Source organism: Aurantibacter sp. UH7, from assembly GCF_056839165.1.
Genome location: NZ_CM166388.1, coordinates 4,347,108 through 4,360,657, shown reverse-complemented (window position 1 = coordinate 4,360,657; position 13,550 = coordinate 4,347,108). Strand labels below are relative to the sequence as shown.

The 13,550-nt window shown below is 34.1% G+C and carries 11 protein-coding genes; 3 read left to right on the top strand and 8 right to left on the bottom strand.

The features are described from left to right. Positions 1-93 precede the first annotated feature (93 nt). Positions 94-2,418 (top strand): ATP-dependent helicase, encoded by a 2,325-nt coding sequence (locus UH7x_RS18505; protein WP_482361411.1) that lies wholly within the window; start codon positions 94-96, stop codon positions 2,416-2,418. Between the two features lie 64 nt (positions 2,419-2,482). Here UH7x_RS18505 and UH7x_RS18500 read toward each other — a convergent pair whose 3' ends face one another. Continuing rightward, positions 2,483-3,121, bottom strand: coding sequence for an NAD(P)-dependent oxidoreductase (locus UH7x_RS18500; protein WP_482361410.1), 639 nt, complete (start codon positions 3,119-3,121; stop codon positions 2,483-2,485). Positions 3,122-3,284: 163 nt separating this feature from the next. Next, positions 3,285-4,130, bottom strand: coding sequence for an alpha/beta hydrolase fold domain-containing protein (locus UH7x_RS18495; protein ID WP_482361409.1), 846 nt, complete (start codon positions 4,128-4,130; stop codon positions 3,285-3,287). Positions 4,131-4,177: 47 nt separating this feature from the next. Between UH7x_RS18495 and UH7x_RS18490 the strand changes: the two genes are divergently transcribed. Then, on the top strand, positions 4,178-4,798 hold the full coding sequence (locus UH7x_RS18490) for an L-threonylcarbamoyladenylate synthase (RefSeq protein WP_482361408.1): 621 nt from the start codon (positions 4,178-4,180) through the stop codon (positions 4,796-4,798). A gap of 63 nt (positions 4,799-4,861) precedes the next feature. Here the strand turns inward: UH7x_RS18490 and UH7x_RS18485 are convergent, their stop codons facing one another. From UH7x_RS18485 to UH7x_RS18475, 3 genes are all read right to left on the bottom strand, one after another. After that, positions 4,862-5,716 (bottom strand): OmpA family protein, encoded by an 855-nt coding sequence (locus tag UH7x_RS18485; protein WP_482361407.1) that lies wholly within the window; start codon positions 5,714-5,716, stop codon positions 4,862-4,864. A gap of 106 nt (positions 5,717-5,822) precedes the next feature. Continuing rightward, positions 5,823-6,827: a glycosyltransferase family 2 protein gene (locus tag UH7x_RS18480; RefSeq protein ID WP_482363629.1), complete on the bottom strand. Its 1,005-nt coding sequence runs from the start codon at positions 6,825-6,827 to the stop codon at positions 5,823-5,825. 9 nt (positions 6,828-6,836) lie between these two features. Then, positions 6,837-7,283, bottom strand: coding sequence for a type I restriction enzyme HsdR N-terminal domain-containing protein (locus UH7x_RS18475; RefSeq protein ID WP_482361406.1), 447 nt, complete (start codon positions 7,281-7,283; stop codon positions 6,837-6,839). Positions 7,284-7,309: 26 nt separating this feature from the next. On the opposite strand from UH7x_RS18475, the gene holA reads away from it, so the two are divergent. Further along, positions 7,310-8,311: a DNA polymerase III subunit delta gene (holA, locus tag UH7x_RS18470; protein WP_482361405.1), complete on the top strand. Its 1,002-nt coding sequence runs from the start codon at positions 7,310-7,312 to the stop codon at positions 8,309-8,311. A 1-nt stretch (position 8,312) separates the two neighbouring features. Here the strand turns inward: holA and UH7x_RS18465 are convergent, their stop codons facing one another. From UH7x_RS18465 to UH7x_RS18455, 3 genes are all read right to left on the bottom strand, one after another. Further along, the gene (locus UH7x_RS18465; RefSeq protein ID WP_482361404.1) at positions 8,313-8,678 is read right to left on the bottom strand and encodes a DoxX family protein; all 366 of its coding nucleotides are present in this window, start codon (positions 8,676-8,678) and stop codon (positions 8,313-8,315) included. Between the two features lie 48 nt (positions 8,679-8,726). Then, positions 8,727-10,976, bottom strand: coding sequence for an aminotransferase class III-fold pyridoxal phosphate-dependent enzyme (locus UH7x_RS18460; protein WP_482361403.1), 2,250 nt, complete (start codon positions 10,974-10,976; stop codon positions 8,727-8,729). A 130-nt stretch (positions 10,977-11,106) separates the two neighbouring features. Then, a complete protein-coding gene (locus UH7x_RS18455; RefSeq protein ID WP_482361402.1) occupies positions 11,107-13,518 on the bottom strand; it encodes an alpha-ketoacid dehydrogenase subunit alpha/beta in 2,412 nt (803 codons plus the stop codon). Between the last annotated feature and the right edge of the window lie 32 nt (positions 13,519-13,550).

The window sequence follows — 13,550 nt, the reverse complement described above, 5'->3', positions numbered from 1 at the left end:
AAGGAAATACAATCCATTGTTTATAATTCTAAAAGACAACATTTTTCCTATCGCTATTTATTGGCTAAATTCACGCTCCTAAATGAAAGTATATTGAATAAGTATATAGACGAATTGAATGAAGCCCAAAAAGCGCCAGTTTTACATAAAGATGGCCCTTTAATGGTGATTGCTGGTGCTGGTTCAGGTAAAACGAGGGTTCTTACATATAGAATTGCTTATTTAATGGATCAGGGTGTAGATGCGTTTAATATTTTGTCATTGACGTTTACTAACAAGGCTGCACGCGAAATGAAAAAGCGTATTTCTGATATTGTTGGTGCCGAGGCCAAAAACCTCTGGATGGGTACTTTCCACTCTGTTTTTGCAAAGTTACTGCGGTATGATGGTTCCAAATTAGGGTATCCAAGTAATTTTACAATTTATGATACGCAAGATAGTCAGCGCCTTATTTCTGCCATTATTAGAGAAAAAGCATTAGATAAAGATGTATATAAATATAAGCAGATCCAGAATAGAATTTCTTCTTTAAAGAATAGTCTAATTACTGTAAAAGCTTATTTACAGAATCCTGAACTTACTGAAGATGACGCCATGGCGAAGCGCCCTAGATTGGGTGAAATTTACCAAGAATATGTAGAGCGCTGCTTTAAAGCTGGTGCGATGGATTTTGATGATTTACTTTTGCGGACTAACGAATTATTAACACGTTTTCCAGACGTTTTGATGAAATATCAAGACCGTTTTAGATATATCTTGGTGGATGAGTACCAAGATACAAATCACTCGCAGTACCTTATTGTAAAGGCCTTGTCAGACCGTTTTCAAAATATTTGTGTTGTTGGCGATGACGCTCAGAGTATCTATTCTTTTAGAGGTGCCAATATTAGTAATATTCTTAATTTTCAACGCGATTATGAGAATGTAGGTGTTTATAGACTGGAGCAAAACTATCGATCGACTAAGAATATTGTAAACGCTGCAAATTCGATAATAGCTAAAAATAAAAATCAATTAGAAAAGGTAGTGTGGACCGCAAATGATGACGGACCATCTATTAAAGTTCATCGAAGTGTTACCGATGCAGAAGAAGGTCGTTTTGTAGCTGGTTCTATTTTTGAGAATAGAATGCAACAGCAATTACCTAATGGTAATTTTGCAGTTTTATATCGTACGAACTCGCAATCTCGTGCTATTGAAGATGCTTTACGAAAAAGAGATATTCCGTATCGTATTTATGGTGGATTATCTTTTTATCAACGTAAAGAAATAAAAGATGTATTGTCGTATTTGCGATTGGTAATAAATCCAAAAGATGAAGAAGCACTTAAAAGAGTTATCAATTATCCAACTAGGGGTATTGGGCAGACAACTGTAGATAAACTTGTGGTTGCCGCAAATCATTATGGACGTTCGATTTTTGAGGTGATTCAAAATCTAGATAAAATCGACTTGCGAATTAATGGTGGCACTAAAAGAAAATTACAAGATTTTCTAACCATGATTCAGAGTTTTCAGATTATGAATGAAAATGCAGATGCATTTACACTTGCAGAACATGTTGCCAAGAAGACAGGAATTTTAATAGAATTTAAAAAAGATGGTACTCCTGAAGGTATTGCCCGTATGGAGAATATTGAGGAACTTTTAAACGGTATTAAGGATTTTGTTGAAGGGCAAAAAGAAATTGCCGATGCCACCGGAAATATTTCTGAATTCCTTGAAGATGTGGCTTTGGCTACTGATTTAGATAAAGATACTGGAGAGGATGACCGTGTGGCATTAATGACTATTCACTTAGCAAAAGGACTAGAATTTCCATACGTGTACATTGTAGGCTTGGAGGAAGATTTATTTCCTTCAGGAATGAGTATGAATACACGAAGCGAACTGGAAGAAGAACGCCGGTTGTTCTATGTGGCTTTAACAAGAGCTGAGAAACAAGCATATCTTACTTATGCCCAAACTAGATATCGTTGGGGAAAATTAATTGATTCGGAACCTAGTCGATTTATTGAAGAAATTGATGAAAAGTATATTGAAAACTTAACGCCGATTGAAAATACATACCGTTATAAATCATCAATAGACGCTGATATTTTTGGGGAAATAGATAAGTCTAAACTACGTCAGATTAAACCAAAAAGCGGAACGGCGCCAACAATTGGTTCACCCAATGCTTCACAATTGCGTAAGCTTCGAAAACTAAAACCCGAATTAGCGAAACCTGTTGCAAATACCAATGTAATTGATTCTAATTTGACAGAAGGATCTTTAGTAAATCATACACGTTTTGGTAGGGGCAAAGTTATAAAAATTGAAGGTATTGGTAACGACAAGAAGGCCGAAATTCAATTTGATCAAGGCGATATTAAGAAATTACTGCTGCGCTTTGCTAAGTTAGAAGTACTAGGGTAGAGAGTAGCGAATATTAAGATAATTAAAGACCTTGAAACTTTTTGTTTCAAGGTCTTTCTGTTTACTAATTAGCAATAAATGGTGCTTTTTTAACAAACAAATTTGAGTCAATCTGCTCAATAATAAAATTTGCTAAGTCTGTGGCACTTATCGAATCTCCCAAACAATCTTCAAGACTAATCTTGACTTCGTAGTGTTCATCTGTCATTATTATTAATGGTAAACGGACTAGTGTCCAATTAATAGAACTTGCTTCTAATAGCTCATATTCGTATTGTCGGTCTTTTGTTGTTTCGGGGAAGTTAGCATGCATCCAATCTGTTCCCGACTGCGTTGTACCCCCTTTTTGATCGTTCGCTGTATTAACATTTAGGCCTGTAACTACGATATAGCGTTGCATGTTAAATTCAGACATCGCCTTTAATATGTTATTTGTCGCTTGACTAAAAACTGTAGGTTCACTTAAAGGTGTTCCCCCTAATGTGCTAATTACAACTGTACAATCTTTTATTAGGTTTCGTACAGTATCATAATCGCGAACATCGCCATATACAACTTCTACTTTGGGACTATTGACTTTGAAATTTTCTTTATTCCGTACAAGTGTCTTTAAGTTATATTGCGTATTAAGTAATTGCTGAATTAAATATCTTCCAGATTTTCCTGAACCGCCGATAACGGCTACTTTTATTGCATTATTCATTATTTCTCTTTATAAAATTATAGTACTAAGATTTTGACATCAATGTAGTTGTGATGTCTTAAAAGAAGTGTTTAGCTTCTGAAGATGTATATGTTATAAAGAGATTCTAATGGTTTAAAATTAAGTAAACCTTTGCAATTAATTGTAGAAATTTGATACTGAATTACAAATTAGCTTCAATAAAGGCTTTTAGTTTTATGGAAGTATCAAATAAATCTAATCCAACCCAGCCATGTGCACCATTTTCATAATGGGTAAATTCATGGGTTACATTTAAAGAATCTAGTTTGGCATTCAAATCAATCCCCTGTGAATTTGGTATAAGTGGGTCTTTTTTGCCATAAAAGAGCTGTGTAGGTGCTGAAGTTTCTTGAACTTTATACAAGGGACTTACTTCTTTTAAAACAGTTAGTTCTGTTCCGAATTGAAAAATTAGATTCTTTAATTCCTGACTAGTTGAATTAATATAGTTTTCATCTGCTAGGTTGGTGGGACCAACAATACTACTTACCATTTTCACTTGATTTCTAGCATCATACGCGTAGGCCCATAAAAGCGATAAATGACCACCAGCGCTAACCCCTAAGAGTCCTATTTCTGTACTAATTTGATATTCATTTTGTCGTGTTTCTAAATCATTTACTACCGCAGTTATATCGTCTATTTGCATAGGAAAAGGAGGGTGGCTTTCATCTGCTAACCTATAATTCATATTCACAACTGCGATATTCGGTAATTGTTCACGAATAAAGTTTTTAAAATCTGTCATGTCAGCTTTATCACCTTCATTCCAACCTCCACCATGCACTAAAATTATTACCTTGGTTTTCGTATTCCTATCCTTTGGTAAATATAAGTCATAGGTTTGCTTCGCATTTGACCCATACGATACATCATCAATAGTATGCGCTTTGGTAGTTTCAATAGATGAATCTTCTATTTCTTTTTCAGAAGTGCATGAATAGAAATTTATAAGTGAAATAAAAACATAGAAAACGATTTTTTTCATGGCAATAATTATTGCTTACTTTGTAATAACGTAACAATTAGTTAAATATGGCGGAACTCATTAGAATTTATGAAGAAAACCCTAACCCTAAAGAAATTAAAAAGGTAGTAGATGTACTTCAAAAAGGGGGAGTTGTAATCTATCCTACAGATACTGTTTATGGAATGGGCTGCGATATTACAAATAATAGAGCATTAGAAAAACTGGCAAGGATAAAAGGGATTAAATTGGCAAAAGCTAATTGGTCTTTTGTTTGCTCGGACTTAAGTAATATTTCTGATTATGTTAGGCAAATAGATACGAGTACATTTAAAATTTTAAAACGTTCTTTACCAGGTCCGTATACTTTTATATTACCAGGTAATAACAATCTTCCGAAGGCTTTTAAAAAGAAAAAAACAGTAGGTATTCGTGTGCCTAAAAACAACGTAATATTGTCATTGGTTGAAGCCCTTGGTAACCCAATCGTGTCTACCTCTATATATGACGAAGATGAACTGTTAGAGTATACTACAGATCCAGAATTGATTCATGAAAAATGGAATAAACTTGTAGATATAGTTATCGATGGAGGATATGGAGATAATATGGCCTCAACAGTAATCGACCTTTCTGGTAGCGAGCCAGAAATTATACGAGAAGGCAAAGGAAGTTTAGATATCTTTTGAGAGTATATCCAATAAAAAACCCCGACCAAATGGTCAGGGTTTGTACTATTTGAATTTTAATTCTTAGTTGTTGATAGCAGGATCGCTCATGCCTTCTTCAATCATACTATAGAACTGATCGATTTTTGGAAGAACTACAATTCTTGTTCTTCTGTTTTTAGATTTCTGAGTTTGTGATACTGGGATAAACTCAGCTCTACCAGCAGCAGTCATACGCTTAGGATCTACATTATAGTCATTCTGAAGTATACGCACTACAGCAGTTGCTCTTTTAACACTTAAATCCCAGTTGTCCAACAAAATACCACCTTTTCTGTAAGGTACATCATCTGTGTGACCTTCAACCATAAATTCGAAATCTGGTTTGTTGTTAACTACTTGTGCAACTTTTCCTAAAACAGTTTTAGCTTTGCTAGTTACATTATAGCTGCCACTGCTAAATAAAAGCTTATCAGAAATAGAAACGAAAACAACACCTTTTTCAACGCTGATTTCAATATCTTCATCATCCAAGTTTCCAAGAACACCTTTTAAACTTTGAACCAAAGAAAGGTTTACAGAATCTCTACGAGTAATTGCATCTTGCAATTTTCTGATGGTCAAATCTTTTTCTTGTAAACTCTCTAACGACTTTTCTAAGTTCTCTGCACCTTTAGTAGTTAGGGTAGTTAAATTACCCATATTGTTTATTAATTCTTGATTGTTCGCTTTTAAGAAAGCATTTTGATCAGAAAGAGTTTTTAACTTAGAAGAGGCAGTCGCTTTTTCTTCTAAACAATCGTTTAATTTTACTGTTGCAGAATTAAGTAAATCTTTTGCTTCCGCAGCTTGAGCTTGCGCATCTTTAAATTTTTTCGATGATACACATGACCCTAACATAAGAGTCAATCCTAAGCAGCCTAAAATGATTTTTTTCATAATATTAGTCCTTGAAATTAATGTTTGTTATTTGTTTTATTTGTTGGTTTCGCCAATTGTCTACGCTAAGTTAAATAATAGCGTTTTTACGCGTTGGCAAAATTAGTTAATCTTTTATTAAAGCGTTAAAATTATTTATTTGATGTACGAAGTGAGACCACACTATGGACTTTACCATATAATATTTTAGCATAAAATTAGCTTTTTCTCTTTTACGGTACATCTTTCGGAATTGCCTATAAAAGCTAAGGTGCGCTCGTAATATAGCGAAACAGTGATTAAATTTTAGCTGAAAAATAAAACGGAAAGCGGCTATACCATCAAGTATAAGCCTCAAGAAAATTATAACAAAAGCCTTTCTTCTTGGTAAATTTTTTGTGATTGAAAATAATGAATTTCTAAAGTTTAGATATGTTTTCTTCGGATTCATGTTATTTAGCGTAGAACCACCCAGGTGATAAACATGCGATTGCGCAGTGTAATAAACAGAGTGCCCTAAATTTTTAGCACCCCAACATAGGTCTACTTCTTCTTGATGTGCAAAATAATCTTCATCAAAACCTCCTAATTCTTCAAACACAACACGTTTGATAAACATACATGCTCCGGTAGCCCAAAATATCTCACGGTCATCATTATATTGCCCCGTATCTTTTTCCAAAGATTGAAAAATTCGTCCTCGACAGAAGGGATAACCTAATTTATCTATATATCCACCTGCTGCTCCTGCATACTCAAAATATTCTTTATTTCTTAAATCAAGTATTTTAGGTTGAATAATGGCAACTTGTGGTTTTGTTTCAAAAATTTGTATAATAGGACTTATCCAATTTGGAGTTACCTCAACATCGGAATTAAGAAGACAATAGATATCAGCATCAATATGTTTTAAACCATCATTATATCCTTTGGCAAAACCGCCGTTTTCTGTATTTTGGATTATGGTTACTGATGGAAAATACTCTTTTACAAACGCTACAGAGTTATCTTCAGAAGCATTATCTATGACATAAATGGGGGTGTCATCGGAATATTGCAACACAGATGGAAGGTATTCTTCCAAAAGTGATTTCCCATTCCAATTTAATATGACGACTGCTATTTTCAAGATGGTGGCAAATTAACGGCTAAAATCAGGAATTTGCCTCAAAAAATCATACTTTTCTTCTTTATAGTTCATTTGACAAAAATAATGATCATGACCATTAGTAACCATGAGATAGTTAGCGGCTAATTGCAGATTATATCGTGCAATTTGATCGAAAGTTTGTTGGTCTATTTTTATATTCGGTGCTTTGCACTCCACTAGTAAATGTATTGAAGCGTCATTATTATAAACAACAATATCATACCTTTTTTTTAAATTGTTGATTGTCAATTGTTTTTCGACATTTATAAGGTTTTTAGAATAGCCTTTATCATAAATTAGTTGATGTACAACATGTTGTCTAACCCATTCTTCTGGTTGTAATACGACAAATTTTTTACGTATTACATCAAAAATTTGGACTTTATTTTCGCTACTTTTAAAGCGAAAATCATAGGAAGGAAAGTTTAGTTGTACCACATTGTAAAATTGATCATTTTTTTTGAATGGATGAAGTAAAACGTATTGTAGCAGATATTCGCTCTGGAAATATAAAACCAATTTATTTTCTTTTCGGAGAGGAACCATATTATATTGATAAAATCTCAGAATTTATTGAGAAAAATGTACTCGCAGAAGAGGAGCGGGGTTTCAATCAAATGGCTTTGTATGGTAGAGATGCTAGTATAGACGATATTGTATCGAATGCAAAACGATTTCCGATGATGGCAGAAAGACAGGTGTTGGTGGTTAAAGAGGCTCAAGATTTGTCGAGAACTATTGAAAATCTAACGCCGTATGTAAACAATTTGCAACCTAGTACAGTACTTGTTATTTGTTATAAGTATAAAAAATTAGACAAGCGTAAAAAACTTTATAAAGCGGTACAAAAAGCTGGAGTAATTTTTGAAAGCAAAAAATTATATGAGGATAAAATTCCTGAATGGATTCGTAAAGTTCTACTTGGACGTGGATATACAATTACCCCGAAAGCGGCCGTATTATTAGTAGAATTTTTAGGAAGTGATTTAGGTAGAATAAATAATGAACTAGAAAAGTTACAAGCCATACTTCCAAAACAAACAGAAATTACTCCTGAGTTAGTTGAAGAGCATATTGGTATAAGTAAAGACTATAATAATTTTGAACTTAAGAAGGCAATTGGAGAACGTGATATATTGAAAGCAACTCGTATAATTAACTATTTTACCCAAAACCCAAAAGCAAATCCTTTTATCTTAACTATAAGTCTTTTGCAAACATTTTTCACACAACTTTTAAAGTATCATGGTTTGAATGACCATTCTAAAATGAGTGTTGCTAGTGCTTTAAAAATTAATCCATTTTTCGTGAATGAATTTCAAATAGCGGCACGTAATTATCCCATGAAAAAAGTGAGTGGCATTATTTCAAGCCTACGAGAGCTTGATTTAAAATGCAAAGGAGTTGGTGCAACCAATATTTCACAAGGTGATTTGCTTAAAGAACTATTGGTAAAAGTTATTTAATTTATTTTCTGTCTATACTATACTTACCAGCACCCATTATTAGAATTACTGTAAACATTAATAGATAAACTATTGCCTTTTCCATAACCCCAAAAGGGTCGGATAAGTGTACAAAGAAAATTGCGACTAGCATCGTAATAATAGTGGGAATAGTAGCTAATCGTGTTTTGTAACCTACAAGTACGAAGAGGGGACATAGAAATTCACCAATAACAGCAAGAAATAAACTAGCAGGGACACCGATTCCTATGGGATCTCCAAATTCGAAGTTTCCGGAAAGTAGATTTGAAAGTTTTGGTATTCCGTGGGTAAGCATCAAAGCAGCTGAACCTATTCTTAAAATTCCTAGGCCAATATCTTTTTTCATCATCATAATATCTGGGACGTAACTATGTTTTTGTAAAAATATAAAAATTTATATGTTTTTCTGCAGAAATCTTTTGAAGGTGGTAATAAATTGTTTAACGTTATCGATAGTAAAAGACAGTGGTGGTTTGATTTTTAGAACGTTATCAAACGGACCATCAGTTCCTAATAAAATAAAATTATCTCTAAAATAATTTTTAATATCGGCGGCAAGTAGTGTATCTGGAAGTCCCTTCTCGTTTAAGAGCTCTATACCTAGAAAAAGCCCAGTACCTCGGACATCGGCAATACAGTTATATTCTTTACTTAAAAGATTCAATTCATTCTTAAAATAGTCACCTACATTTTTTGCATGTTCTTGCCATGCTTCTTCTACTATTACATTAAGAACGGCATTACCAATGGAACAAGAAACCGGATTACCACCGAAAGAACTAAAAAACTCCGGACCTTTTTCAAAACTTGTAGCTATTTCTGAGGTGGTTACTATCGCCCCAATTGGATGACCGTTACCCATGGGTTTACCTAAGACTACTATATCTGGAACAACACCATGCATTTCAAATCCCCAAAATGAATCGCCTAACCGACCAAAACCTACTTGTACCTCATCACTGATACAAAGGCCACCTTGAGAACGTATTTTAGGATAAATAGACTTTAAATAATCTTTAGCAAGCGGTACTTGACCGCCACAACCAACAATGGGTTCGGCAATGAAAGCTGCAATTTGGTTTTCATTTTCTGCGATTGTTTTTGATGTTAATTTAGTATAATGCCTGCCTGCTGAATCTGAATTAAACCCTGAATTAAACTCTTTCGGCATTGGTGTTTTAAGTATGTATTCTTTTTGGCCGTCACCTTTATTGTTTGAATATTTATAATGACTCGCATCTATTGTAATTTTTGTATTACCATGATAACCATGTTCTAAGGCCAATATTTTGCTTTTTTGCGTAAAATGAAAGGCCATTCTTAAAGCTAAATCACCTGCGGCACTCCCAGAATTTACAAAGAAGACCTTATTTAATTTTAAGGGAAATTTTGACAATAACTTTTCTGAATATTCTTGTAAATCGTCATAAATATATCTTGTGTTCGTATTAAGACGAGCAAGTGATTGCTGGCCAGCCTTAACAACCTTAGGATGACAATGCCCTACCAACATAATATTGTTATAGGCATCTAAAAAAGTGTTTCCCTCAACATCGTACATGTATTGAAATGCCGAACTCTTCATGTGAATTGGTTTTTTGTAACTCAAGGACAACGATTTGCTTAAACACTCATTTCGTTTATTTAATTGGGTTTTTAAACTACTTTTAGGAGTTGGTGAAAATCCGGCTGCAATTCGAAATGAGTCTTCTGCTTTTATAGGATTTATGGTCAACCATTTTCTCAATAGATTCCATGCAGGTTTTTCACTTATTGTAATATATTCCGAATTTGGTTTTAGAATTTTTGAATAAGCAGAATTGCAAGTACTTGTACATAGTCTTGCGGCTACCAAGTAATAAAGAATGCTCAATTCAATTTCTTGAAGTGGAAACACTTCACAATACCCTTGTATCACTTCAGAAGCATTTTGCAAAGGATTCTCTTTGTCCATCATTACATAGGTAATGGCCACGGCAACCTCATTGATTACCCAGGAGTAACACATATCTCCAAAATCAATTATTCCTGAAACCTTGTCTTTATTTGTAAGTACATTCCAATCATTGGCATCATTATGAATAATACCTTTTCTTAGCTGATCTTGTATTGGAAGGATTTTTTCATTGTATTGCACGAAAAAATAGTCAACCAAACTTCTGTCCTTAGCGTTTGAAATATGATTTAAGAATTTATAATTTTTATTAAAATATCGTAGATCCCATTGAATTTCTTTGGCAAATATTGGTGCATAGTAGGCCGCAGAAATAGTTTTATCTAAGGTGCCTAAAAAAACACCTAAAGAATGTAGCAGGAGTGGTGTGTGCGTTACATCTCCTAAAAAATCACCTTCTACATAACTTAGTAGTCGATATATCTTATCATTTTCTATAACGAGAAATTCGTTTTTTAAAGATGTAATTGGGAATGGAAAATCGAATGACTCTAATTTGGAACAGCTTTGTAAAATTGAACTTTCTGCCATTAAAAGCTCAACAGTTTCTTTAGTATAATCGTATATTTTAAGCACGTAATTAGTGCTCTTTTCGGTTACTTTATAGTTAATACTATCGTAGCCTTCCATTTTGGATAACTCTGATGTTGAAATTCCATATTTTTCTTTTAACAACGTTTCTATACCCATTGTAAATAATCTTCAATTTTTACCAAACGAACTTAGTTGGTTTACTTGAATAGAACAAATAATCCTTAAGTAAGTGGTAAATTGAACACCAGTTTTAAAGTGAAGTAAATAGAAGTTTTACAAGTAAATATTATCGCAATTTTGGATAATTGGTTGGGTCCGTTTCATTCATAATAGCGTAAACTCTTTCAAAAATATCTTCTGCATTGGGTTTTGAAAAATAATCACCATCTGAACTATATGCTGGTCTATGAGCTTTAGCAGATAGTGTTTGAGGTGCACTATCAAGAAATTTGTACGCTCCTTGTTTTTCAACAATCTCCTGCATTAAATATGCCGAACATCCGCCTGGAACATCCTCATCGATTACCAACAATCTATTTGTTTTTTGAACGCTTTTTATAACATCATGATTAATGTCAAAAGGTAATAGCGTTTGCGCGTCAATTACTTCAGCTTCAATTCCGACTTCACTTAATTCCTTAGCAGCTTGTTGAACAATACGAAGAGTAGAGCCGTAAGAAACTAGTGTAATATCTGTACCTTGCTTTAAAGTTTCAACAACACCTATTGGCGTGCAAAATTCACCAAGATTGTCAGGCATGGGTTCCTTAAGTCGGTATCCATTTAGACTCTCAATTATCAAAGCAGGCTCATCACTTTTTAATAAAGTATTATAAAAACCGGCAGCTTGGGTCATATTTCTAGGAGACAAAATATAAATTCCGCGCAATACATGTATTAAACCACCCATTGGAGAACCAGAATGCCAAATTCCTTCTAATCTATGGCCTCTCGTTCTAATTATTAATGGTGCCTTTTGTTTGCCAAACGTTCGGTATCGTAAAGTGGCTAAATCATCTGTTAGCGTGGCTAAGGCGTAAAATATATAATCTAAATATTGAATTTCGGCAATTGGTCTTAATCCGCGTAAGGCCATGCCTATACCTTGCCCAACTATCGTAGTTTCTCGAATACCTGTATCTGACACCCTTACTTTACCGTACTTATTTTGTAGACCTTCTAAACCTTGATTTACATCACCAATTGCACCACTATCTTCACCAAATATTAGTATTTCAGGATATCTGCCTAATAATTTATCAAAGTTGTCTCTTAAAATAACACGTCCATCTACTTTCTCTGCACCTTTGACATAATGTGGTTTTATTCGGGCAATATTGGTGGCTTTGTTCGGAAATTCACTGTAAAGTGACGAACTGTACATGGGTTGCGAATCATTTAAAAATTTGGAGACCCAATTTTGTAATGCTATTTTTTCTGAAGAATCATCACCTAATAGATAGCGCAATGCTTTACGTGAGCTAGTTGCTAAATCCTTTTTAATAGGCTCATCAATAGCAATAAGGTCATTTTTTATTCTTGTTAAGTGTGTTTTATTTCCACTTTTTATAGCAGCAGAATCAAGCAGTTGAATTAGCGCTTTCTTAAGCTCTTTATGTGATGCTAAATATTCTGTCCAAGCTTCCTTCTTAGCGACCCTAACTTCGCGCTTTATGCTTTTTTCAATAACTAATAGTTCTTCTTCAGAAGCTATATTAGATTCTACAATCCATTCTCTAAAACGCTTGTTACAATCATTATCCTTCTCCCAATTTAGGCGTTCATTACTTTTATAACGTTCATGAGATCCAGAGGAAGAATGACCCTGTGGTTGTGTTAATTCGACAACATGAATTACAACAGGTACATGTTCTTCACGAGCCAAATCAGACGCATCTTCATAGGCATGCATTAATGCTGTATAATCCCAACCATTAACTTTTATTAGTTCGTAACCGTTACTATTTTTATCGCGTTGAAATCCACTTAATATTTTTGAAATGTCTTCGCCAGTAGTATGATATTTAGCGGGTACAGAAATACCATATTCGTCATCCCAAATACTAATTACCATTGGTACTTGTAAAACACCACCTGCATTAATGGTTTCCAAAAACATTCCTTCACTAGTACTTGCATTACCTATAGTGCCCCAGGCGATTTCGTTACCTTTTACTGAAAATCCATTCGAATTTAAACCGTCTAATTGTCGATATACTTTCGATGCTTGTGCTAGACCTAATAATCTTGGCATTTGACCAGCTGTACATGAGATATCTCCGCTACTATTTTTTTGTGCTGTTAAGTCTTTCCAACTACCATCTGCATTTAAGCTATGCGTTACGTAGTGACCACCCATTTGCCGTCCGGCGCTCATAGGTTCCTTTTCAATATCAGTGGTCGCGTATAGTGAGTGAAAAAGTTGTTTTGGTGTTAGTAGGCCTAAAGCCATCATAAAAGTCTGATCACGATAATATCCACTTCTAAAATCACCGTTCTTAAAGCTTCGAGCCATTGCTAATTGCGGTAACTCTTTGCCATCACCAAAAATTCCAAATTTTGCTTTACCTGTTAAGACTTCTTTTCTTCCTAATAAACTAACTGTTCTACTTAAAAATGCAATCTTATAATCTTTCAGGATTTGTGCCCTAAAATCATCAAAAGAAATCTCGTTGCTTGTTTTGGAAGTTATCTTCATAAAGTTGTACGTAATGTGTTACAAATGTAACA

Bases quoted from the DNA above. Each gene is read 5' to 3' on its own strand.
- UH7x_RS18500 (WP_482361410.1), bottom strand. From the start codon at position 3,121: ATGAATAATGCAATAAAAGTAGCCGTTATCGGCGGTTCAGGAAAATCT.
- UH7x_RS18495 (WP_482361409.1), bottom strand. From the start codon at position 4,130: ATGAAAAAAATCGTTTTCTATGTTTTTATTTCACTTATAAATTTCTAT.
- UH7x_RS18490 (WP_482361408.1), top strand. From the start codon at position 4,178: ATGGCGGAACTCATTAGAATTTATGAAGAAAACCCTAACCCTAAAGAA.
- UH7x_RS18485 (WP_482361407.1), bottom strand. From the start codon at position 5,716: ATGAAAAAAATCATTTTAGGCTGCTTAGGATTGACTCTTATGTTAGGG.
- holA (WP_482361405.1), top strand. From the start codon at position 7,310: ATGGATGAAGTAAAACGTATTGTAGCAGATATTCGCTCTGGAAATATA.
- UH7x_RS18465 (WP_482361404.1), bottom strand. From the start codon at position 8,678: ATGAAAAAAGATATTGGCCTAGGAATTTTAAGAATAGGTTCAGCTGCT.
- UH7x_RS18460 (WP_482361403.1), bottom strand. From the start codon at position 10,976: ATGGGTATAGAAACGTTGTTAAAAGAAAAATATGGAATTTCAACATCA.
- UH7x_RS18455 (WP_482361402.1), bottom strand. From the start codon at position 13,518: ATGAAGATAACTTCCAAAACAAGCAACGAGATTTCTTTTGATGATTTT.